The organism is Treponema sp. R80B11-R83G3, from assembly GCF_054786115.1.
Genome location: NZ_BDHF01000002.1, coordinates 28,788 through 53,386, shown reverse-complemented (window position 1 = coordinate 53,386; position 24,599 = coordinate 28,788). Strand labels below are relative to the sequence as shown.

Genomic DNA, 24,599 nt, shown 5'->3' with positions numbered 1-24,599 from the left:
TGGGAGAACTGTCAGCGGCGAAAGTAATCCGCCACATACAAACAAAACGCGAATTATCCCTTGCCGTCTTTATCGCCGGTTTTGACTTTGAAGGAGTCGCCGAAACCACAATGGAAAAAACCGCCGCCGCCGGTTTTGACACTCTGAAAAAACTTCGCGCGGCGTCCGTGGCAGACCTTGCCTCCGTTTACGGTCTTGGAGAAATAACCGCCTCTGTAATTGTAGAGGGTTTAAAAGAATGTGCAGACGAAATTGACTCAGTTTTAAAGACCGGAATTATAACGATAGCGTCTCCGCCATCAGAAGAATCACAGCCCCTGCGCGGTTTATCTTTCTGTTTTACGGGAGAATTAAAGTCTATGAAAAGGGGAGAGGCGGAAGAGAAAATAAAATCGCTGGGCGCGCAGTCAAAGTCCTCGGTAGTTAAGGGGCTTTCCTACCTTGTTACCAATGATCCCGCCTCAGGCTCTTCAAAAAACAAAAAAGCGCTGGAACTGGGAATCCCCATTATCGGCGAAGAGCAATTTCTTGCCTTGTTATCTGAACCTAAAAAACAATCCGCTCCGAAACAAGGCGAATTGTTTTAAGAATTTTTTACCACGAACCACACGAACAAAGGCGTGAAGTGCGGGAATTGGCGATAAGTTACTTTGGCAGTGAAAGGCGAATTGAACATAGATATACAGTATTGCGTTTTAATTGACATGATGTATATTTTGTGTTATTTTATTATTTGTAGGGAGATTAACAATGAAAAAGACAGCGTGTTTTTGTATTCTTGCACTTTTTATTTCGGTATTCGCTTTTGCGCAGACTTCTTATACAATTGATTCGGCGTTAAACAATTCAATTTTTTATTTGAATGGGAAGATACCGCCAAAATCCAGAGTTGCCGTGTTAAATTTCACTTCAGACTGGCCTAAATTGTCTGATTACGTCAATGAGGAATTAATCGGCTATATCGTCAACGATAATGCCTTAACTGTTGTTGACCGCGCCAATTTGGATAAAATAAGCAAAGAAATGGATTTTCAATTGTCGGGCGAAGTAAGCGATGAAACGGCGTTATCTATTGGAAAAAAACTGGGAGCGCAAATTTTAATTTCTGGAGCGGTGTTGGCAGTCGGCAATACCTACCGTCTGCGCATTAAGGCAATATCGGTAGAGACTTCCCAAATACTGGGAATGCAGAATGTTGACGTGACGCGGGATAAACGCATAATGGCATTGACGGAAACAGTGAACAGCAAACCTTCTGTTGCAAAACCTGCCGCAGTAACGCCATCTACTGCAACGTCTGCCGCTACAACGACTTCAACAACAACGCCTGTCAGTACCAATGCCAACTCTTCCGTCAAATTAACTTTATGGACATTCACCGATGAATTGGGAAAGATGATAAAAAGCAATTATTACAACCCCCCATATAAAGGGGTAAATGTTACAATATCCGAAACCGTAACAGAGCAATTCCAAAATAAGTTGGACAAGGCTCTTTTTTCCGGCAAAGGTGCGCCTGATGTTTTTGCTTTGGAAGACGCCTTTGTCCGCAAATATGTAGAGTCGGGCTTTTTGTTGGACTTTACCGACATTTATGAAGCCAACCGCGATAAACTAATGGCATATCCGGTGGAAGTAGGATCGTATAACGGCAGGGTATATGGATTATCATGGCAGGCAACCCCCGGAGCCATGTTCTACCGCCGCAGTCTTGCCAAAAAATATCTGGGAACGGACGATCCCAAGGCAGTACAGGCTTATTTTGCCAATATGGACAAATTCCTCGAAACGGCGCAGCTGCTCAAGGATAAATCAAAAGATACCTGCTTTGTGGTTCCCTGTTTTGACAGTCTTTACTATCCTTTCCTCTACAACAGAAAAAGTCCCTGGGTTGTAGACCGTAAACTGGTTATTGATCCGGCTATTGAACAATATATGGATTTTTGTAAAACGATGCTCGATAACCATTATACCGAAGGTGAGGGATGGTCATGGACAGATAAATGGTTTGCCGGCATGAGGGGTGAATTTAAAAGGTGGGACGGGAAACGAACGGAAATATTCTCTTACTTCCTTCCCACATGGGGACTGCACTATGTTCTCAAGCACAATGCTTCAAAAACAAAAGGCGATTGGGCAATGATCCCCGGCCCGTTAACATACCGCTGGGGCGGCACATGGCTTGCCGCGTGGAGTGATACCCCAAACCCTGAGGCGGCAAAGGATTTAATCCGCTATTTAACTACCGATGATAATTTCCTTGAAGGGTGGGCCAAAACTACAGGTGATCTGGTATGCGATATTAACGTCGTCAACAATATCAGCGGGGACTTTAAGGAACCTTTCCTGAAAAACCAGAATCATTATATTGAATTCGCGCAAATGGCGCAGAATGTTAACGGCAAACTTACTACGGGATACGATGGGGACATTCAAAGTTATTTCAATGAAGAGTTAAACGCTTTTTTATGGGAAAAAAAACCAAAAACCAAAGCCCTTGCCGATTTTAGGGCAAAAGTGGAATACAATCTTCTTAGGGGGAAGTGATTCAGAGCGGTAAAAGTTTTTATTGCAACGAATCCTGTATTGTGTAATATTTTTCCATCGCCTTAAATTTCTCGCGCACTTTTTGCAGGGACTCAAGTTCGCGGTTAATTGTCCTTGCGTAGTTCAACGTGCCGTTTTCTATCCTGAACGCCTCGTCCTGCCAAAATTGCACTTTAGGAAGGTCAATCCATCTGAACTTTCTGTCATTGGCTTTTTTCCACCACGCAAGGGCTTCATCCCAATAATAAAGGGCGGCGCGGTAACAGGTCTCCGCAGTTTCAAGGCTTTCAAGGTTTTGATCCCTCCATGGGGCGTTGTAAAAATAGGCTTTGCGTTTGTTCCATTTGTTGCCCAATAACAGATATTGTTCTATCAGTTTTATGTTTATGTGCATTGAAAAAAGATAACGGTATTTTTCCCATTGGGTTTCATTTTCTATTAGGGCAAGAGCGAATAACGGATTGGCAAATTCGGCTTTTACCGCCTGTTCAAGCCAGTAGATATTTTCCATGCTGTCGTCGGGATATTGGATATAATGCAAATGGAAAAGCCTGTAATACTGTTCCTTGTAAGTGACAAAATATCCGTTTACGGGAATAGCGGCGGCAAGCAAAACGAGGACGGCTGTTATTTTAAAGATCGTTTTCACTATACATTGAATATCGGCAATACGGAGAGTATGCTCCATACCTGTTCGGCGACTTCCTCGGCGGTTTTTGAAGCGTCGAGTATTTCCACCCTTGCGCCGTTTTTAGAATATTGAGCAAGAGCGGATTTGTATTTAAGGCGCACTTTTTCTTGAAATTCAAGATATTCGTATATTTCCAAAGAACCGCGCTTGCTCATTCTGTTTATGGCTATTTTCGGGTCTATGTCAAAAAAAATCGTTATTTCCGGTGCAGGGAAGCTCGAATTAAGGGCGGTTGGCAATTCATCGCCACATTCAATTCCCTGATAAACAAGGGAAGACAACACAAATCTGTCACTTACAACCAATTCTCCGCGATTTACATGGGCTAAAATGCCATCCTGGGCGTATAAATGTTCATTACGATCCGCCGCAAAGAGCATGGCGAGAGTTTGAGGCTTTAAAATCAATTCCTTTTTTAACGCTGAGCGTATTAATTTGCCTATTTGTCCATCCGTAGGCTCAAAAGTGGGAAAAAATACCGGTTTTTCAATATTTTTTAGGCGTTCTGTCAACATTGCCAACTGGGTTGTAGTCCCACTCCCATCACAGCCTTCAAAAACGACAAAATTAGGAATAATATCCATACAAGACAAATTATCATAAGAAAAAAAAAATGTCATTAAGAATTTTACCACGAACCACACGAACCTAATACTTTAATTTAGTACCCCGGTACTTTCACGAACTTTTAGCACACATCTTGTCGTTGTTCGTGCATGTACCGAAGGTACAGTTCGTGTGGTTCGTGGTAGAAATTTACAAGAATTCATCAAAAAGTGATACTTTTAGGCGTATAATGTGTTATAATATAGTAAAATAATGTCAATATTTATCGTAAAGGATGGGAAAAAGACGCTTCCCGGTTCGATATATGTAAAAATTCTCATTTTTTTGTGGTTAATAACCATATCTGCTTTTGTTATGAAACCTGTACAATACGCTTTTGGCCGGGAAATGATAAAAATTAAAGGGAGTTTAATCGAAAAATTAGAGGATTTTACCGGTTTTACCGTCCGTTATTCTTCAATCCGTCCATCAATTTTTGGCTCATTTAATATTAATAATTTAAGTTTTTTCAGGGGTGAAAAGCTTTTTTTCTCGGTATCACAGATAAAAATTCATTATTCAATAATGGAATTATTGCTGCATAAAAAAACATTTATACATACCGTTCAAATTGACGGACCTGAACTTAGCATTGATACGGCTGATGACGCGGAAGTATTGGATTTTATTAAATCATTAAATGAGAACAGAAAGAACGGCGATGAATTTAATTTTCAGCAAATAACGGAATTCCTGCCGCTTAACGCCAATTATCAAATCAGGCATTTAAATTTTAATTTAACGGACCAAAAGACTTCTTATAAAATAGAAAACATGAATCTTAATATAAAAGAAAACGATGGAGAGATAACGTTTTTCGCGAGATTTTACGCGGAATTTAAAAATACCGGCCTTTTTGACAAAATAATTATTTTAGGGGCGGATTCAGGGATTAGCGGAATATGTTCCAAGAATTTGGATAGGGGAAACGCTGAACTTTCAGTTTTTTATTTGAATTGCTCGGAACAGGATGAGGCAAAAAAAACATCTTCTTTTTTCAAGCTTCTTTCGAATAACAGCGGCGCTCAAAGAAAACTCTTTAATATGCTTCCTTTTAAAACCGATCTTTCTTATGATAACCGAATGTTAAATGTAAAATCACAAACGGAAAACGGGCTTAATAATTATTATTTTAACTTCAATACCGAGTCAGGCGGCATTCACGCCGGAATAAAGCTTGATGACTTTAATTTTGAAAACATGATTAATTTTTCAGAATACTTAAAGAACGCTTCTGATTTGCTTTTTGTGCAGATAACGGGAAATTCGTCATTTGTTTATGAAAATGGTTTTTTTGATTATAATGTAAATTTTAAAGGGGGCGAAAACAACGTATCGCCTCTTAACAAAGATTCCTTTATTATTGACGTTTACGGAAATGAAAAAGAAATCATTGTAAATGATTTTTTTATCTCGTCTGTAAATCCCAAAAAAGACATATTTTCAGGCAGTTTGGGAATTTCAGGCAATTTTGAATTTGCCCCGCTTGTTTCGCAGGGGACGGCGTATTTTGACGGTTTCAGCTTAACTGGATATGAAAAAATAAACGCCGGGTTCAGCATATCAAACCATGAAGACGGCATGCTTATTTCAAGCGACGAAGTAAAAATCGCACAAACCGTTATTAACGATTTTTCGATTATTTTGTCTCCCGCAAAAAAGGAAATTGGCGTCAATGTTTCCGGCTTTTTTATTGAAGGAGGCTCAGTTTACCTAGATGCCGTATTTAATGGAAATCCGGGAGAAATAGAAGCGTCCCTTTCCATTGATTCGCTATCCCTATTTTCAATAACGGAAGTTTTTCGCCCGTTTTCAGAAAAATTAAGCGTTCCCGCCGCAACAAGGGAAATATTAAAAGAATCGTCAATAAAGACTGATATTTTCTTTACTACTGATTTTAACAATATCGTATATAACGCTCCGAGTATCGCTTTTTATATTGGAAAAACAAACGGCTTGTTGTCGTTATCAGGCACTGACCGTCAAATTACGTTAAGTGAAGGGATTTTATTTAAGGATGAACAGGATGAAAACGAATTAAATTTTTCATCTAACATTAATTTTTCAAATACGATGGATTTGACGTTTACATTAAACGCGGGTTTTAAGGATCTCGTGTGGAATATAGAAGGGCAAATATTGGACAGGACTACATTGATTATAAACGATCAAAACGGATTTCATGGATATGGAAACATTTCAAATAATGGGGCTTTATCAGGCTATATTGAAGGCATAAATTATCCAATTTTGGCAGATTCACAGACCGTTTACCTTAATTTTTACCTTTCTTTACGTTATAACTCTTATGATTTTTGGCATCTTGACGTGGAGCATTTTTCCGCCCGTTATGCGTCTTCAACTGATGATGCGGACTTTTTTAAGATTTCAGGTTTGGCGGATCAAGATGGCGCAAGTTTCAGGGATATATTTTATACGGACGATGTAGGCATGCTTTTGGGAAGCGCGAATCTTTTCTGGGATGCAGATTTTTCATATTGTAATCTTATATTAAATATAACGGACGGGCGTGAAACTGGCGAATATTATTACGTTGACGGAAAGTATAAAAAAGACAATTTTGACGTCAATGTTTCAGTTTCTGAAATGCATATTAACCGTTTTTTAAAATTAAATTATCCCGTAATCGCAAGCGCTGAGGCCGAGGTCTCGTGGAATTCCATTGATTTATTTAACGCTAAAATTAATCTTTCTTCATTACGCACAAGAATAAACGGTAACGCCGTTTACGCAGCCGTTAATGTTAATTTTAACAATAATGAATTGTTTGTAAGCGATTTAAAACTGGATTATGCGCAATTAAAAACTAATATGCCTAAATTAAATTTTAACATAGCGGAAGGAGCCGTAAACGCTAAAGCGGATATTAACGGCGTTTTTCTTGAAAAAAAAGTGGAAGGAAATATTAATATTGACGCGGATTTCGCCAAAATAAATTCATGGCTGGATTTGGAGCAAATTTTAAAACATTTCAACGGAAAACTGACGGCTGAAAATTTTACTTATGGAGGAATTAATAACGAAGAATTTAAAATTGAATATTCAGTTAACAATGGGGTTGTTTCAGTTAAAGGCGGTCCAAGAGATATGATGAGGCTTGAAATGGACGCCAATGGAATGTTTTTCTTGGGATTATCGGCTCCAATGTTTATTCGCGGCAATGTCGTGGGGACGTATAAAAACGGAATTCTGGACGCTAAAACAAATTATTTTTATATTGACATGCCGATGTTATTCAACATTTTTTCCGCCAATAATGATTTTCTTATTACAGGCGGTTATATTACGGGAAAAGCTGATTTTACAGGCCCCTTTTGGAATCCTGAATTTCATGGCACCGCCAAAGCCGAAAGCATGCGTTTTAAAGCTCCAAACTTTATAGCGGAAGATATTAGGGTCGCGCCTTTTGACGTTCTTGCCGAAGGATATGAAATGACTTTTGGCCCCGTAGCGATATTATCAGGAAGCGGAAACGGGACGGTAAGCGGCTGGTTTAATTTTGAAAATTGGATTCCTGCAAACATCGGTCTTAACATTTCAATTCCGCATGAAACTCCTTTTCCATACGGCGTTAACATAATGGGTTTTATCGCAAATGGAAGCGCTTCAGGAAAGCTTAATATGGACATAGGTCTTGCGAATAAATTAATGGAATTAAAAGGCGAGCTTTTTACCAATGAGGCGGATCTAAGCATTAATATGGACGAGCTTACGGCAAATATGGAGAAAGAGAAAACTGAAAATGATTTTAATACCGTTGTAGATTTAAAAGTAACCGCAGGATCAAAAGTGGAATTTATATGGCCGACATCAAACCCGATTTTAAGGGCGACTCCGGAAATGGGGACTGTTATTAATATTACTTCAGATACGCAGACGGCCCAGTATTCATTGAACAGCAATATAAAAATTCGTTCGGGCGAACTGTATTACTTTGATCGGAGTTTCTTTATCCGGCAGGGAAGCATGATCCTTAGGGAAAATGAAAGCAAATTTGAACCTAGAATAAGCGCAAGGGCTGAAATACGCGACAGATCCGATACGGGACCCGTGACAATAACAATGGTTATAGAAAATCAGCCTTTATTTAGTTTTGAACCGCGTTTTGAAGCAAGTCCGGGCATGACGCAGCTTGAAATTTATTCTATTTTAGGGCAGAATTTCAACAATATCCAAGGGGAAGAAAACGCTGAACTGGCTCAACGTTTTTTATGGAGTTCAGGGGCCGATCTTGTGACGCAATTACTTGCAAGTTCGGATGTTTTTGGTCAAATTGTTTTTTTACGGCAAGCTGAAAGGTTCGCGAGGAATTTCTTAAGGATGGATGTGTTCAGCGTCAGAACGCGTTTTTTTCAAAATGCGCTTGTAACGGGAGCTATGGGTATGGGGCTGGGACAAAACTCGGGGCAGGACTTTACAGACAGGACCACCAGGAGCAACAAAGTAGGTAACTATTTCGATAATACGACTGTTTTTATAGGTAAGTATATAGGCCAGGATATGTTTTTTCAGGGTATGGTTACGATGAAATACGATGAAAATGACAAAATACTTGGCGGCTTAAGGCTGGAACCTGATTTTGGAATAGAATTGCAGAGTCCTTTTGTTAATATACGATGGGATTTTTCCCCGGATCTTTACCACTATCGTCCGGAAAACTTGATGGTGGGTAATTCAATTACTCTAAGTTGGAGTAAGTCATTTTAGGAGTTTTGATGAGATTTAGAGTATTTGCTTTACTTTTGTTCACTATGGCAGTTTTAGGGTATTCTCAAGAAGCAGACGGACAATCGTCTGATGAATGGTATCAGGGCAAACCGATAAGGGAAATAGTTTTTAGCGGTTTAAGAAACATACAGCAATCGGAACTTGACGCGCTTATGAACCCCTACAAAGGACGTGTTTTTAGCAATAACGTATTTCTGGAAATACAGGGAAAATTATACGCCCTTGAATATTTTGAAAGATTGGAACCTGGCATTCTGCGCTATAACGCCGCAGGGAGCGAAGTAATTTTAAAGTTTACGGTAGTTGAACGGCCTGTTGTTGGGCGCATTAATTTTACCGGGAATTCGGGACTGCGGCGCGCCGAATTGAATGACGTAATTACAATAAAAACAGGCGATGTCTTTAATCAGGCTAAAGTCAGGACTGATATTGAGGCGATTAAAAATAAATACATAGAAAAAGGCTATCCAAATGTAAGCGTCACCTCTTCACAAACCCAATCGGGCGATTCATCCATTTTGCTTGTTTTTCAAATAACGGAAAATGAAAAAATTTCAATAACAAAGATTGAATTTCAAGGCAATACCAGATTTCCAAGTAACACGTTAAGAGGGCAGTTGTCGTTAAAAGCAAAATCCCTTTTAAATGACGGCGCTTTTCAGGAGTCAAAACTGCTTGCGGACAGGGAGGCAGTTACAAAGTATTATCATGAGCGCGGATACATAGAGATGGCTGTAAGGGACGTTACCCGAACCGTAGTTGGAAATGATAAAGGCACTAACTTAATTCTTACCTTTATGATAGAGGAAGGCGCTGAATTCAGATTTGGCGGCGTAACATTTGAAGGAAATGTGATTTTTACTACGGCTCAGTTGGACAAGCTTGTAACTTCAAAAAAAGGCGAAATTGTAAACATGACAAGGCTGGAAATGGATTTACAGCGCGTTGCCGACCTTTATTATGAAAACGGATATATTTTTAATTCAATAATCAGAAATCCGTCCCGTAATTACCAGACGAATACTATTTCCTATCACATAACAATAGTTGAAAGAGACAGGGCTTATATCGAAAATATTGTCATTATAGGAAACAATAAAACAAAAACCAGCGTAATTTTAAGGGAAATACCCATGGAAAGCGGCGATATTTTTTCTAAAGTAAAAATAATGGAAGCCATGCGCAATCTTTATAACCTGCAATATTTTTCCAATATTATTCCTGACACTCTGCCAGGCAGCACGGAAAATTTAATGGACTTGGTTTTTACGGTGGAAGAACAGCCGACTACCGAAATTCAATTTGGCTTTACTTTCTCAGGCAGCGCGGATCCCGATACGTTTCCCATATCCGGCCTTTTAAAATGGAATGACCGCAATATCGCCGGAAGCGGCAATGAATTGGGAATTGAATTAAATTCATCCGTTATTGATTCAACCACATTGTCCGTTAATTATTTGCATAGATGGGTAATGGGCCTCCCTCTTTCGCTAGGAACTGATTTATCGGCAAGTTATTCAAAAAGATACGCTACAATGGATAACCAGCCTCCTTTCTTTTACGGCAATGAAACTAATTTCGCTTTCCCCGACGGTTTTTCTTCTTATGGCGATTACATAAATAAAAATAAAACGCCAACAAGGGACTTCTTGATGGAATATGAACAGTGGTATTTGTCATTGGGCTTTTCAACAGGTTACCGTTGGACTACTTTTATGGGTATTTTTGGCATAAACGGAGGAATGCGTTTTGGTATAATTCAAAACTCATACGACGCTGAATTGTTCAGGCCTTTTGATCCCGCCCTTAGGGAACGCAATAACGAATGGAATCCAAAAAATTCAATGTGGTTTTCATTATCCCTTGATCAACGCGACATTTATTATGATCCGTCTAAAGGCTATTACCTGTACAACAGAATGGGTTTTTACGGAATTCTTGATCTTGAAAGGGAGCATTATATACGCAATGACATAAAAGCGCAATATTATTTTACAATATTTAATTTTCCCGTCACGGAAAAATGGAATTTTAAAAGCGTCTTCGCCTTTCATGCCGGGCTGTCAACAATATTCTGGCAGCCGGGACGATATGACTTGTTTTTGGTTGAAGACGTAAACAAGCTTGCCGTAGACGGCATGTTTATCGGAAGAGGATGGAACAGCGCGTACCGAAACAAAGGATATTTGCTTCTAGACAGTTGGGTAGAATTAAGATTCCCCCTTGTTAACGGAATTCTCGCGTTTGATTTTTTCTTTGACTCAGCCGGCATTGAAACTGAACAGGGCTTTTATTTTGGAAAGAACTCTAAAGACGAAAGCAATTTTACAATTGAAAATATGCGGTTCAGTTATGGCGGCGGATTTCGGTTTACATTGCCGCAATTCCCAATCCGCATAAGTTTAGTCAAGTGTTTTCAAGTGGAAAATGAAAATATTATATGGAAACCGGGAGCTATTTTTGGCTCTTCAAAACCCAATGAAGCATGGATGGGTATGGACATAGTTATGTCTTTCGTATTATCATATTAGGAGATTAATATTTAAGCCATATTAGGAGTGTCTATGTTTAAACGTGTTATTTTATTTTTATCATTAAACGTACTGTGCCTTTCGTGCGTTTTTGGACAGCAAATTACCCGTTTTGCGGTTGTGGATTTGCCGCGTGTTTATACGGTTATTTCACGTGATTCAAAGGCGGTAAAGGAATTTGAAGAAAAAAGCGCCAAGATTCAGGCGGAGATTGATAAAAGAACCAAGGATATTCAAAGCCTAAAATCAAGGCATGCCGATGCCGTTGTTGCTAACAACGAAGCTGAGGTTCTTAGACTGGAAAACTTAATCTACAGAAATTCCGAGTTTTTAAAGGAATACTATCAGGTAAAAACGGCGGAACTTGAAGATCAAAGAAGTAAGCTGATGCAATCTGACGCGTTCCTAAAACAAGTGTATGATGAAATACGCTATATCGCGGAGAGTGAAGGCTACACAATGGTTTTAAACATGAAAAACAATCCTAACATTATCTGGTTCAGCCCGATGATTGATATAACTGATAAATTAATTCAAAATTTACAAGCAAAAAACAGACGTTAGCTGAAAATGGACGAGTTAAAAACCAGTCCCATGCTAGAACAGTACAGGCGCATAAAAAAACAACAGGAAGGGAATATACTATTCTTCAGGCTGGGCGATTTTTATGAAATGTTCGCGCAAGACGCCATAGAAGTTTCTGCTTTATTAAACCTTACCCTAACAAGCCGTAACGGGCTTCCAATGTGCGGCGTCCCGTATCACGCCGCGAGAACGTATATAGCGAGGCTGTTAAAACTTGGAAAAAAAATCGCTATTTGCGAACAACTGACGGCGCCCGGAAAGCAAAAAGTAATTGAAAGGGAAGTTATAGAAATTATAACTCCCGGAACGACTGTTGACGATGATTTTCTTGATAAAGGAAGCTCAAATTACCTTTGCTGCCTTGCTTCCTGCGGACAGGGTAAAGGCGGAAGCGACGTTACGCGCAGACTTTCTTTTTCTTATATTGATCTTTCAACGGGGGATTTTTTTTCAACCTGTTTTTCAAGCGGGGGTGAAATACTGCGCCAGGAACTGGAGCGCCTGTCGATAAAAGAAATGCTTGTTCAGGAATCGCTTTTGGAAGAAAACAAAGAAGTGGCGCAGGCGGTTTATGACCGCCCTTCAATTGTTTTAAACCGCTGGGCGGACTGGCTTTTTGATCCCGCGCAGGCAAAAACAAGGCTTGAAAAACAATTCGGTCTTGCAAACTTAAAAAGTTTTGGCATGGAAGAAACTTCAGGCGAAATTATTTCTGCAGGAGCGTTACTTGACTATCTTGAAACAACTTCAAAAAGCCTTTTGCCGCACATAAGGACGATTAAAGTTTACCGTGATAGCGAATATATGGGCATTGACGAATCAAGCCAGAGAAATCTCGAGCTTTTATGCAACCAAAGGGACGGGGACGTAAGGTTCTCGCTTTTGGAAGTAATGGATGAAACGCGCTGTCCAATGGGGCGCAGACTCTTAAAAAGGCGTATTCTTCACCCGCTTTGCGACGTGAAAAAAACAAACAGCCGCCTTGACATGGTAGAAAATTTGTACCGCAGACAGGAGCGGCTTAGCAAGTTACGCGATATTTTGGGAAGAACTCCCGACCTTGAGCGTCTCTGTTCAAGGCTCGCGATGGATAAAGCCCACGCTAGGGATATGCTTGCCATAAAAAACGCGATTTCCTCATTTTTTTCAGTAATTGAACTTTTTAACGAAGATTTAAACGATGGCAAAATTTGTTTTGAGAGTGATGACGGTAAAAATAATATTAACTTTGACAGCTTGTTACAGATAAGGGATTTGCTTGAAAAGGGAATTCTTGAAGAGCCTTCGGTCTTGCTTAACGAAGGGAACCTTATTAAAGACGGTTTTAATAAACAGCTTGACGACTTGCGCTCAATGAGGGACAACAGCAGGCAGATTCTAGAACAGTATCTGGAAGAAGAAAAAACAGGAACGGGAATGTCAAACTTAAAAATCCGTTACAACAGGTTAATAGGCTATTTTTTTGAAGTTAAGAAAAACAGCCTTGATAAAGTTCCAAAACATTTTATAAGGCGGCAGGGAATGGCTGACGGCGAGCGTTATTCTACAGACCATCTTGCCGAAATTGAATCGGAAATTAACGGCGCTTCTGACAAAATAATCGAGATTGAAAAAAAACTCTTTTTAGAAATACGGGAAGACGCAAAAAAAAGCCTTGAGCTTCTGTCCGCAGCAGGGCGCCGCCTCGCGGAAATTGATTCTGCGCAGTCTCTTGCAAAAGCGGCCTCTGTACGGGGTTGGACGCGCCCCGTACTTGATGAAAGCCCCTGCCTTGAAATTTATGAAGGGCGGCACCCCGTAGTAGAAGCCCATCTTGGACGCGGCGAATATATCCCGAACGATATCCTTTTAAATACGCCCTCAACAGAAATATCCTTCGCTATGATAACAGGCCCAAATATGGCGGGAAAATCAACATATTTGCGCTCCGCAGCCCTTATAACAATAATGGCGCAGACCGGCAGTTTTGTGCCCGCTTCACAGGCGCGAATAGGGCTTTGCGACCGTATTTATTGCAGGGTAGGCGCCTGTGACAACCTCGCTCGCGGAGAGTCAACCTTCCTTGTAGAAATGAATGAAACCGCTTTTATCTTGAATACCGCTACTGAAAAAAGCCTTGTAATCATGGACGAAGTGGGCAGGGGAACCGGCACAAATGACGGGCTGTCAATCGCGTGGGCGGTAAGCGAGGAATTGCTTAATAAAGTCGGATGCAGAACTCTTTTTGCGACTCATTTTCACGAGCTTTCACTTTTATCTCATCCGCGCCTTGCGAACTATTCGATGGAAGTTCTGGAACAGGGGGAAAAAATTGTCTTTTTAAGAAGACTAAAAAACGGTCCCGCCGCAGAATCATACGGTTTGTTTGTCGCCATGCTTGCCGGTCTTTCTCGGAACGTTCTTGAAAGGGCGGGACAAATAATGAAGCTTTTAAAACAACGAGATGCCGATTTGAGCGATACTTTTGGAAAGAATATCGTTAACCATAACAAAAATAAGGTTAACGAAGAAAAAAATATTGATAATGACAGGTTTGAAAAGATGTTACAGGGGATAGAACCTGATAAAATGACCCCTCTTGAGGCGTTAAACACGTTATGTCAATGGAAAAAACTTATCAATTCCGGAATTTCATTTATTTCCGAAAAACAGTCAAAACCACGTCAATCAAACAGGAAAGAAGCCGCATCTCCCTCCCTGTTTGATTAGTTTGTTTTTGTTATATACAATTATCAATTTTTAATATATAATGGGTCTTCGGAGGAAAATATGACAAATCAAGATATACTGCGTCCGCAGGATAAACCTAATCTGGCAAGATGGATTCCCTTATCGCTACAACATGTTTTTGCCATGTTTGGAGCGACTATTTTAGTCCCTATTTTAACAGGATTGCAGCCGTCATCTGCGTTATTTACGGCTGGCACCGGCACTTTAATTTTCATTCTTTGTACGGGGGCGAAAGTTCCGGCTTTTCTTGGCTCTTCCTTTGCTTTTATTCCGGCATTAATCGCTATTGGCCATAGCGCGCAATACGGCATTCCTTACGCCCTTGGCGGCGCGTTTGCGGCAGGTTTGTTCTATGCTTTAGTCTCGTTTATTATCCGGTTTGTCGGAACAAAATGGCTTGATAAGGCGCTTCCTCCCGTCGTTATCGGCTCCGTTATCATAGTAATCGGACTCTGTCTTGCCCCTACGGCAATAGGTATGGCAATGAATGACGGAAACGGGAATTACAGTCTTGTATATCTGTCAATAGCCGCTTTTACATTGTTAACTATAATAGCTGCGAATGTTATACTGAAAGGGTTTTTCAGCACAATTCCGATTTTAATAGGCCTTGTTTTGGGATATTTATTTACATATGTTATGGGACTAATCTTTCCGGCTTACGCAATTATTAATTTTCAGGTTGTAAAAGACGCTCCATGGTTTGGGTTTCCCACTTTCTACGCTCCAAAATTCAGTTTAGTGCCTGTTTTAACATTTATAATTATTTCATTAGCCACAATCTGCGAACATTTGGGCGACGTGCTTGTTACAAGCAAAATTGTCGGTCAGGATTTTTATAAAAACCCGGGACTTCACCGCACTTTATTGGGAGACGGTCTTGCTACGGCATGGGCTTCCCTTTTTGGCGGCCCTCCCAACACTACTTACGGAGAAAATATCGGCGTTATGGCGATTACCCGCGTTTACTCCGTGTGGGTTATCGGAGGAGCGGCTGTAATAGCGATACTTCTTTCGTTCTTTACAAAAATAGGCGCGTTAATTCAAACAATTCCATCTCCTGTTCTCGGCGGGATTTGTATGCTTCTCTTTGGAATAATCGCGTCAAGCGGTTTGCGCACAATTGTAGAAAGCGGCGTAGATTTTAAGGACAAACGAAATTTAACGATTAATTCGGTAATTTTAGTAATCGGCATAGGCGGCGGACGCCTTGCCTTTAATATTACAAAAGATTTGCATTTTGTGCTTTCAGGCGTAGCCCTTGCCACAGTTGTCGGCATTGTTCTTAACCTGGTAATTCCAAAGACTAAACAGGTGGAGAAAGCGGAGTAGTTCGCGGGGTTCTCACGAAGAATTTTACCACGAACCAACACGAATAGGGGAGAAGAGGTTTTCACAAAAAACACAAAGAAGAGGGAAGAGGGAGTTTTTGTCCGTTATCTTAGCGTGGGTTTCATGATGGGATAGGTGACAAAGACTCCTTTTTTTTGACATTTTTTCTAAAACGCGTTATTATATTATTATGAAAATATATAAATTCTTCAAAGAAAGTCAAAATAATAACATAATGAGCGTTTGTTTTTTGTTAATAATTATCAATTTTATTGCTTGCGATTTGTTTACCGGTACTAAAGTTGACCTGTTTAAACAGATCAGCGATGAGGTGGATTGGGCAAACGCGCCTAAACTGACCGTTACTGTGGCGTTCCCGCCGGAATGGGGGAACAGCCCTCAAAGCGGGGAAGGCAAGTGCGGCGACACCCGTAAGGGATACGAGTTTGGCGTGGAGTTTACCCCGCTTTCCGGCTATGGTTTTGAAAAGTGGCTTGCCTTTAAAACGACCGATTATGCCAGTCTGGACAAGACTAAAAGTTCAAACGAGGTTGAAAGTTTAGCCCTTAACGGCGACGGGGTAACGATAACTGAAAGCATAAGCGAAACCGGCGCTAGAACCGCGAAGGTAAAAATCGACACTATTGACCCTGTAACGCTCGTACCATGGTGCGGCAACAGGCCCCGCCTTTCCCAGCAGACGAACCCGCCGCTTAACTCCATTCAGGCTCCGTTTCCTTTTGACCAGATTGTCAGTATTTGGTTTACCATGCCTGTAAAGGCGAACGCGCTGCGGGATAACATCCATGTAAGCGCGATAATGCTGACCGACGACGAGCGTGGGCAGAGGGGGCAGTTTTTCGGCGGCGCTGACGGAATAACGGATTATTTTGAATTGTTATATGAAGCGGATGTCAAAGGCCTTGTAGAATATGTCGAGCTTCGCCCCAAAAGCACGGCGGAACGCCCCTCCGCCCATCTTCAACTGCTGAGTATCAGCGTAAGCGTTGGACCGGGGATTGAAACAGAGGGCGGCGTTTCAATGGCGGAGACGCAGGTAATAAGCTATCAAACAGACACAAGCGAGGCGCAGAAGGCTTACCGTCCCGCGACTATACAGGCGAAAAGATATGACGGAGACTGGTTTCAGGACGGGGACTGGAATAATCCCCTCAAAGACCGGCGTTTCAATTACGCCAATGACGATTACAAAAGCGTACAAATAAGGTTTGCCATTCCGGTGATAAATGTCCCGGAAGGCGCTCCCTCAGTGCCGAATCGGATAACCATTATAGAACGGCTTGGTTATGATTTGGGCGGTTATTCCGCAAGCGGCAGCGTTGAAACCATCTATTCAAATACAAACCCGTCAGGCGGTTGGTATACCATTAGCCATGAACTGAAAACCAGAGTATCCGGCATAATACAGCTTCTTGTACTGCCATGGCATGAAGAAAACGGAGAGGCCGTATTTCAATATTTGGAAGTGAATAACGCTATAGCGCAGGGATTGTATGTAACAGTAGTGATGGACAACGCGCCGCCGGGACTGAGCGATGTGGGAGCGGTGATAAGCGGCCATGTATCAGCAGTTTCGGGACTGTATACGTTCAGGCAAAACACTGACATGACGCTGACATTAAACCGGCTTTCATTTCTAAACGACAACGGAGCGCAGGGCGGCATTCCCGCAAGCCAGGCGTGGAACCGCCCATGGACAATGGACGAGCGCAAAGTCCTGCAGTGGCGCGTTCTTGTCGGGGACGTGATTGATTCAGGGTGGCTTAACGTAGAAGAAAACGGGGTTGTACTGAATGTGTCTACCACGGACATTTCCGATCTGGCGGTAAATACGGAATACGCTGTTTGGGTACAGTTCCGCGACACGATGGGCAACGAATCTAATCCCCCAATTGAGACCGGCTTCCGTATTCAACGGATAGAAGGAGAACCTAATCCGGTTACAAGTTTACGCGCGGCATGCAACGATACTGGTAACTCGGTAACGGTAAGCTGGACTACCCCAACGACTATGACCGGAGCGTATGTGTATGTAAACGGCGTTGAAACTTTAATAAACGGCACGGGAAATAAGAGCAACAATTTTACGGTTCCTTTAATAAACTCTTCCGGCGTGATGGATGGACAGGCGGTCGGCAATATTATTCGCTATAATATCCGCGTGGAAGCGTACAGCGCGGCGGGCAGGGCGGCGCAGGAGATTTCCGTCTGGAACATACCGGACATGGATGTAAATCAAAACAACACGGTGCTGCTTGACAATGGCAATTTCAGTACGGCGTTAGTCGCCGACGGTTCAAGCGGGAAAAACTTTATAGTAACCGAAAATATCACTATTAACTCAACATGGACCCCGGTGGGAAATGACTCGACCCCCTTTGCCGGAAAATTTTATGGGACTGGTCATACGATCACTGTTAATGGCGGCTTTGCCGATGCCGCTTATACAGGCGTTTTCGGCAGTGTCAGCGGCGCGGTGATCCGCGACCTGTCGGTGTATTACACGGGTACAGCCGGGGCAAACGCGACCCGCACAGGCGCTCTTGTCGGTAATGCCGCTAACGGCGCGAAATTCACGAACATTATTGTAAAGGGCGCGTTGAGCCATAGTGTTTCCGACACCACAACCACGAGGCATTACGGCGGGGTTGTAGGTTACATGGACGGAACCGCTACAACGCTTGAGAACGTGTACGGCGGTTTGAACCTCAGCCTTTCAAAATCAGTAGGGGGAGGAGAAAATAATAGAATCTATGCCGGGGGTATAGCCGGTTATATCGATAACAGCGGGGCGAACTGCCTGACCAACTGTGTCTTTGCGGCGAATACCAGTCTGAATGTTACCGGCGGATATTCTGTGTACGCGGGCGGCATCGCGGGCAGTATAAAGGGTGGCATTACTGCGGGGCAGTCACTCTCCAACTGTTCAAGCCGGGGCAATCTGGACTTGAGGAGTATGCAAGGTTTTACGCGGGAGGAATAATCGGGGTAATCGGGGTAGCACCTAACAGCAGCCTTCCCTCCCTTTCTGCCAACAAGATCAGGCTGGAGAACTGTGTGTATGAATTGGGAAGTATCTTTGTCCGGGATACAAATCATAGTTCCCCAAATTTGGGAGGCGTTATCGGCTATGCAGACAACGGATATTTCAAGTCTTGCTATTCCCGCGCTTTGAAAGTCGAGATTGAGATAAGATCAGTCGATTATGCTTCTTATATCGGCGGCTTTGTCGGGTTCGCGCAAAATTCCGATTTTACTGAATGTGCCAACGTCAGCCCGGTTATGATAAAAGATACGAGCCCGTTATTTTCTTACGGTGGAGCTATGGGCGGTTTTGCCGGGGGATTGCTTACTAATTGTACAGTAAATAAGTGTTACTCCGAGGGATCGATAAGTGGCAAGGCGTTGTCGTCATCGACAGATGCTCATTTTGGCGGATTTGTCGGACAAAGTTACGGCACTATTTCCAAGTGCTACGCGACAGGCGGATTGAATATTGTGCTCAAGGGGGGGACGGAGCTATTTAATATCGGCGGGCTTGTCGGGCAGGGTTCTGCAACAGAATCATGGGCTTCAGGTTCGGTTAGTATTACATTTGAAAACATACCTATTGAAGTTAATATCGGCGGACTGATAGGGGCCGGCAGTGCGTCAAATTGCTATGCGCTGGGAGACGTACTGGTTGATAACCCGCGTACTTACACTCCGTATTGGTCAGTCATAATTGCAGGCGGTCTTGTCGGGCAGGGTTTCGCGGATCATTGTTATGCCAGAGGCTGGGTAGAGATCAAAAGCGCCCTTGAGAACCAGACTCCCCCCACTGCTTCCACTGGCTTTAAAAATTACGTGGGCGGTATTGTAGGATCCACATACGGCAGCAACAGCGTAAATAATAATGTCGCACTCGGGCTTTATGTAAAAACAAGCGGAAACAAAGATTACACATATACGGGACGGATTGTAGGCAACGCCGCAAACCTTAGTAACAATTATGCTTCAAGCAACATGGTGATTGGTCAAGCCGAAAAGTACGGGGATGTTGTCCAGGAAGGCCCCGCGTCCCCAGTTGGCGCAGCAACCGTAAACGGCGGTGATATCAGTAGTACAAATGCTGCATTTTGGACAAGCACTATGGGCTTCTCCTCAACCGTCTGGAACACCAGCTCAGGACTTCCTAAGCTGGCGTGGGAGCAGTAATAAAAGAGCGAAGTTAGTGAGCATAACAAGTTGGCAACACGCGAAGCTAACGTACAACAACATTGCTCATTGCTCATTGCAAAAACATCACAACTGGGCGATAGTTTCTCGCTTCGCTATTCTGTATCTTCTTCTTTCGTTTGAAGCCGCTCTATAATTTCTTCTTTAGTTAAATCTTTGTTTAATAATTCAAGAAAATAATTCCTCTCTTCTTCACGAGCCTCTTCACACGCGACTTCTATCGCCTCATATTGATTTCATTTTTTCAAGCAATTTTCTTTCTTCTGGTATTCGCGAATCTTGTCCACAAAAATACTGTAGTTGGCTAAGGTTTCGCATTTTTTAAAAATTTCGGGATTATGCCCGTGGTTTACGTTGTAGACATGTACGATTAAGGTGTTCGATCAGCACGACAAGGCGGTTGTCGATGATGAAAGACACGTCGTTAATTTGATCTTTGTAAAGAATGTCCGTTAGCGTGTTAATGTCGATGGGGGTATCCGGCGGGATAGTGCCATTTTGCTTGACTGTTTATAAAAAATTTTTTCGAAATTCTTTCAAATTCAGTCAAGCGCCACGCCGTGTTGAATTACTCATCTACACCACTTAGCGCGGTGCATCTTTGGGCGCCATATAGGGTTATGAAAATATTTTTTAAATTTCTTTTGTTTTCGGTCAAGCAAAACGCATACCTCGCACCCATATAGAGTAATGAAAACTTTTATGAAAATCATCTTGCAGGCGAAAAACCTGCTCTTTCCGGAAAACTGCGCTCTTTGCGAAAGCGCGTTAATTGAAAGCGATGAAATACGGTTGGGGTTGTGCAGGGACTGCGTATTAGCGCTTGATTCAGTCCCGGCTGACAATGGCAAATGCGTTATATGCGGAAAACCTCTGATCAGCGAATTTGAAACATGCCTGTCCTGCCGTGACGCGAAGCGTTCTTATGACAGGTTATGGACGCTTTTCCCGTATGCCGGAAAATACCGCAAGCTTCTTACGGCGTATAAATTCGGGAAAAAACTGCCTGTCGCGGATTTTTTTGCGGAAAAAATTGCGGAAGTTATTAAAAATGAGCCTCTCCTGCGAAATGCGGTAATTGTTCCGGTTCCGCCAAGACCCGGAAAAATAAAAGATGCGGGATGGGATCAGGTTGAACATCTTGTGAAAAGATTGGAAAAATATTTGCCGGAAGTTTCCGTTAGCCATTGTTTAAAACGCGGTAAATCCAAGGTGCAAAAAGAGTTAAACCGCAATGACCGCCTTAACAACTTAAAAGGGCGAATTGTCATAAACGGCGACGCGCCGGATGCCGCGCTTGTAATTGACGACGTAATTACAACAGGCTCTACAATGGAAGTTTGCTCTGACGCGCTAAAAGAGGGCGGGGCGCAAAAAGTTTATGGGATTTGTTTATTTTATGACTAAAATTGTTGGAAGTGAGCCAAAAGAAAAATTTCTACCACGAACCGCACGAACTAAATAAGATAACGAACAAGAATCTCTTAACATCCATTCTCTACTACGCTTTACAAGTAGTTAACGCAAACCCTCTTTGTTCGCTCCTTGTTCGTGCGGTTCGTGGTAAATTTCAAACTTATCGGATAGCCTCAACATCTTCCTTATAAAAATATCTACTAACGCAAGCCTTTTGGTTTAACGTGTATTCCATGTCCTTTAACGCCGGTGAGCTTGCCGTCCTTCATTACAAATTTTCCTCTTACTATTGTCGCTATAGGACAGCCTTGCACTTCCATTCCCTCATAAGGGGTTGTTTTGCTTTTTGAATGAAGTTCGCTTGCCCTGATTACCTTTTTCATGTTCATGTCAACAATGGTAATATCAGCGTCCGCGCCGTCTCGAAGATTTCCCTTTTGAGGATACATATCCCAAATTCTTGCGGGCGTTTCGCTTGAAAAGCGCACATAGTCGTTAAGAGTCAAGTTTCCTTTGTTTACTTCGTTCAACATAAGGGGAACAGAAGTTTCAACCCCGCAAAGGCCCGCCGGCGCTTCCCAAAGAGGAAGAGATTTTTCCGCAGCGGTATGCGGGGCGTGATCGCTTGCAATAAAATTGATTTCGCCTTTTTTTAAAGCCTGCCAAATGGCTTTATTGTCTTCTTGCCCGCGAATCGGAGGGTATACCTTATGCGCGGCTTGAGTTTCGTCAAATAAAAGATAGTGGGGGCAGACTTCCGTTGATATGTCCATTTTTTTTTGTTTGGCGCCCGCAATAAGCAAAAGCCCCTTGTTGGACGTTATGTGATGTATATGGATTTTCGCTTTTGTATATTCATTGTAATAAATAACAGTCTGAATTGCCAACGCCTCCGACATTACGGGTCTTGCCTGAGACAGCAGTTGTCCTTCGCTTAAATTGGTTTTATTCTTACAGATGCTTGTAAAGTATGAATTTATTTCGCTTGTTTCACAATGAAACCCTATTCGCAAATTAAGTTTTACGCTTTTTTCCATCTGTTGAATCAGAATCGCGGTTGACGGACAAGCGATGTCGCCGGTTGAAGTCCCAAAGAAAACTTTAAAACCTAAAGCTCCCAATTTTTTTAATTTATCCATTTCGTCTAAATTATCATTTGTTAATAGCGCGAATAGCGCGAAATCTATATATGATTTTTTTTGCGCTATTTTTATTTTTTCCTTGAAACTTTCCGGTGTTGACGTAACGGGAATTACATTCGGCATATCAGCGACTGTAGTTACGCCGCCAAAAGCTGCGGCAATGCTGCCTGTTTCAAAATCCTCTTTTTCCGTTAGCCCGGGGTCGCGAAAATGAACATGGGCGTCGATTATGCCTGGCAGTATATGTTTTCCTTCAGCGTCATATATGTCGTCGGCGGTATCGTTGCGGTGTAATTCGCCCGTACTAAAAATTATTCCGTTCCTTATGGCAACATCCGCCTTATAAGTTCTTAAAGAGGTAACAAAAATCCCGTTTCTTATAATCAGGTCGTAATGCAAATTTTCAGCCCGGCACTTTAACGGACATAAGCATACGGTTCAGCGCGACAAGAGGGTCTTCATACATTTCAAATCTGAAACGCATTTCGTATTTTTTATCTGAAATAACCCTTATTGTTTTGTTTATGCAGTCCTTTACCTCATTAGAGCCAATATCGGGGAAATATTTCGGTTTTTGCGGGATAAATGTAAGCGAGCCGCCGTTCCTGCGTATTTCACCAATATGCGCGGGCATTGGGACAAGGAAAATAAGAAAGTCGTCCGCTTTTCCGCCGCCGATCGACAGGCTGTAACCTGATTTTAAAGAATGGATATTCCTTTTTCCTATTTCCGTATTTTGATCGTCAACGACAAAATTTAAAAGGAGCGGGCCTGATGCGTTAATTACAGGCTGTTTGTTTTTATCAAGTTTTACATGCCTGTCTTCGTATGGCGTGGTTCTCCTGCTCTGACCCGCCGCGTAACTCGCCAGATCTTTGCTGTGATCCTTAAATCTTGTTACGTCTTTTGATTCGGAAGAAGAGACTTCGGCCATCACGCGATTGGGGCTTGAGCCTAGCCTGCGTGAGGCGAAATAAATAATAAGGCCTAAAACTACAAGTGCAATAATAATTATTAAAAGAATAAACGGCAATGAGGCGGAAAATGATTTGCTTCTCTCTTTCTTTTTATCTGTAACATCGGACGTATAACCCGTGTCCGCGTTATCAGAAACGGAAGCGCCGTTGTCGCCGGATGACGTCTTTGATGTTTGTGAATCGCTTGAGTCCCCTGAGTCTGCAGAAACTTGACCTGCCTCGCTTAAGCCTGTTTCCGCAGTTGAGGAAGCGCCCTCTGCGGAAGCCGTACCCGCCGTAGCGGCTGAACTTGTACCGGTAGTTGAATTTGCCTCGGATGCAGTATTTGTTCCTGAAGATTTATTTGTTTCAGAAGCCGCGCTTGTCCCTGTCGAACCTGTACCAGATGCCTCCGTACCTGTTGAACTTGTCCCTGAAGTTTTACCTGACGGAGAAGGTGTTTCCGATTTTGTTTCATTTTGAGAAGAAGGCGATTTTGCCGCAGCGGTTGACGGTGTTGTTTTGACGGCAGACATAGTTGCTTCAGGGCGGCCTGATTTTGGCAAATTGGAAAGAGGACGGCCGGGAGTTACTTGGATATAATCCAGCGTAGTATTTCTGGAAATAAGACGCTGTTTTGAAGCGTTTACAAGGTTGTTTGTATCGGAACCGCCTGTGGTAATTAGGACTATTTTTTTCGCGCGCGAGGGCAGGGAAGTAACGTAACGTTCCGCGAAAGTTAGCGCGTTTGTAACATTACTGCCATTTTCTATCGGGTATTGAATGAGCATTCGCCCTATTATTGTTTCAATATCGCCTACTCCCAAAATGATCCTTGCGGAGTCAAGTCTTGGATTGATTGAAAAAGTGACTAAGTGAAAAGTGTCGCCTACACGCAGGAATTCGTTAAGGAAAGGGCCGGTGATATAATTATTTACATTATCATAAGATGAACTCATTCCTGACGATGTGTCCAGAAGCAGTACAAGATCAATAGGGGAACTATTTTGTCCGTAAGCGCAAAAAACCGCAGTTAGAAGTAATATAAAAATTAAAAAGTTTCTTTTCATAAATT

At 42.2% G+C, this 24,599-nt stretch carries 14 protein-coding genes; 10 read left to right on the top strand and 4 right to left on the bottom strand.

Features of this window, described 5'->3' with window-relative positions:
• Together ACYVRH_RS00685 and ACYVRH_RS00680 are read left to right on the top strand one after the other, a co-directional pair.
• On the top strand, window positions 1-587 hold a 587-nt coding region (locus ACYVRH_RS00685), incomplete at its 5' end, for a BRCT domain-containing protein (RefSeq protein WP_461255008.1).
• 163 nt (window positions 588-750) lie between these two features.
• Entirely contained in the window at window positions 751-2,547 is a 1,797-nt protein-coding gene (locus ACYVRH_RS00680) for an extracellular solute-binding protein (RefSeq protein WP_461255007.1), read from the top strand.
• Window positions 2,548-2,566: 19 nt separating this feature from the next.
• Here ACYVRH_RS00680 and ACYVRH_RS00675 read toward each other — a convergent pair whose 3' ends face one another.
• Together ACYVRH_RS00675 and tmk are read right to left on the bottom strand one after the other, a co-directional pair.
• Window positions 2,567-3,196: a hypothetical protein gene (locus tag ACYVRH_RS00675; RefSeq protein ID WP_461255006.1), complete on the bottom strand. Its 630-nt coding sequence runs from the start codon at window positions 3,194-3,196 to the stop codon at window positions 2,567-2,569.
• Entirely contained in the window at window positions 3,196-3,822 is a 627-nt protein-coding gene (gene tmk / locus ACYVRH_RS00670) for a dTMP kinase (RefSeq protein WP_461255005.1), read from the bottom strand. Before tmk ends, ACYVRH_RS00675 begins: the two co-directional genes overlap by 1 nt.
• A 235-nt stretch (window positions 3,823-4,057) precedes the next feature.
• Between tmk and ACYVRH_RS00665 the strand changes: the two genes are divergently transcribed.
• From ACYVRH_RS00665 to ACYVRH_RS00630, 8 genes are all read left to right on the top strand, one after another.
• The gene (locus ACYVRH_RS00665; RefSeq protein ID WP_461255004.1) at window positions 4,058-8,572 is read left to right on the top strand and encodes a hypothetical protein; all 4,515 of its coding nucleotides are present in this window, start codon (window positions 4,058-4,060) and stop codon (window positions 8,570-8,572) included.
• A gap of 8 nt (window positions 8,573-8,580) precedes the next feature.
• Complete coding sequence (bamA, locus tag ACYVRH_RS00660) at window positions 8,581-11,124, top strand: outer membrane protein assembly factor BamA (RefSeq protein ID WP_461255003.1); 2,544 nt, start codon at window positions 8,581-8,583, stop codon at window positions 11,122-11,124.
• Between the two features lie 33 nt (window positions 11,125-11,157).
• Window positions 11,158-11,688 (top strand): OmpH/Skp family outer membrane protein, encoded by a 531-nt coding sequence (locus ACYVRH_RS00655; protein WP_461255002.1) that lies wholly within the window; start codon window positions 11,158-11,160, stop codon window positions 11,686-11,688.
• A gap of 6 nt (window positions 11,689-11,694) precedes the next feature.
• A complete protein-coding gene (mutS, locus tag ACYVRH_RS00650) occupies window positions 11,695-14,418 on the top strand; it encodes a DNA mismatch repair protein MutS (RefSeq protein WP_461255001.1) in 2,724 nt (907 codons plus the stop codon).
• Window positions 14,419-14,478: 60 nt separating this feature from the next.
• Complete coding sequence (locus tag ACYVRH_RS00645) at window positions 14,479-15,771, top strand: uracil-xanthine permease family protein (protein ID WP_461255000.1); 1,293 nt, start codon at window positions 14,479-14,481, stop codon at window positions 15,769-15,771.
• A gap of 190 nt (window positions 15,772-15,961) precedes the next feature.
• Window positions 15,962-18,775: a hypothetical protein gene (locus ACYVRH_RS00640; RefSeq protein ID WP_461254999.1), complete on the top strand. Its 2,814-nt coding sequence runs from the start codon at window positions 15,962-15,964 to the stop codon at window positions 18,773-18,775.
• 74 nt (window positions 18,776-18,849) lie between these two features.
• Entirely contained in the window at window positions 18,850-19,989 is a 1,140-nt protein-coding gene (locus ACYVRH_RS00635; RefSeq protein ID WP_461254998.1) for a GLUG motif-containing protein, read from the top strand.
• A gap of 711 nt (window positions 19,990-20,700) precedes the next feature.
• Entirely contained in the window at window positions 20,701-21,417 is a 717-nt protein-coding gene (locus ACYVRH_RS00630) for a double zinc ribbon domain-containing protein (protein ID WP_461254997.1), read from the top strand.
• Window positions 21,418-21,626: 209 nt separating this feature from the next.
• On the opposite strand, the gene ACYVRH_RS00625 is transcribed toward ACYVRH_RS00630, so the two are convergent.
• Window positions 21,627-22,967, bottom strand: a complete 1,341-nt coding sequence (locus tag ACYVRH_RS00625; RefSeq protein WP_461254996.1) for a dihydroorotase — start codon at window positions 22,965-22,967, stop codon at window positions 21,627-21,629.
• 4 nt (window positions 22,968-22,971) lie between these two features.
• Window positions 22,972-24,594: a hypothetical protein gene (locus ACYVRH_RS00620; protein ID WP_461254995.1), complete on the bottom strand. Its 1,623-nt coding sequence runs from the start codon at window positions 24,592-24,594 to the stop codon at window positions 22,972-22,974.
• Between the last annotated feature and the right edge of the window lie 5 nt (window positions 24,595-24,599).

Coding starts and splice junctions, on each gene's coding strand:
- ACYVRH_RS00630 (WP_461254997.1), top strand. CDS start 20,701: ATGAAAACTTTTATGAAAATCATCTTGCAGGCGAAAAACCTGCTCTTT.
- ACYVRH_RS00680 (WP_461255007.1), top strand. CDS start 751: ATGAAAAAGACAGCGTGTTTTTGTATTCTTGCACTTTTTATTTCGGTA.
- ACYVRH_RS00645 (WP_461255000.1), top strand. CDS start 14,479: ATGACAAATCAAGATATACTGCGTCCGCAGGATAAACCTAATCTGGCA.
- tmk (WP_461255005.1), bottom strand. CDS start 3,822: ATGGATATTATTCCTAATTTTGTCGTTTTTGAAGGCTGTGATGGGAGT.
- bamA (WP_461255003.1), top strand. CDS start 8,581: ATGAGATTTAGAGTATTTGCTTTACTTTTGTTCACTATGGCAGTTTTA.
- mutS (WP_461255001.1), top strand. CDS start 11,695: ATGGACGAGTTAAAAACCAGTCCCATGCTAGAACAGTACAGGCGCATA.
- ACYVRH_RS00640 (WP_461254999.1), top strand. CDS start 15,962: ATGAAAATATATAAATTCTTCAAAGAAAGTCAAAATAATAACATAATG.
- ACYVRH_RS00620 (WP_461254995.1), bottom strand. CDS start 24,594: ATGAAAAGAAACTTTTTAATTTTTATATTACTTCTAACTGCGGTTTTT.
- ACYVRH_RS00655 (WP_461255002.1), top strand. CDS start 11,158: ATGTTTAAACGTGTTATTTTATTTTTATCATTAAACGTACTGTGCCTT.
- ACYVRH_RS00665 (WP_461255004.1), top strand. CDS start 4,058: ATGTCAATATTTATCGTAAAGGATGGGAAAAAGACGCTTCCCGGTTCG.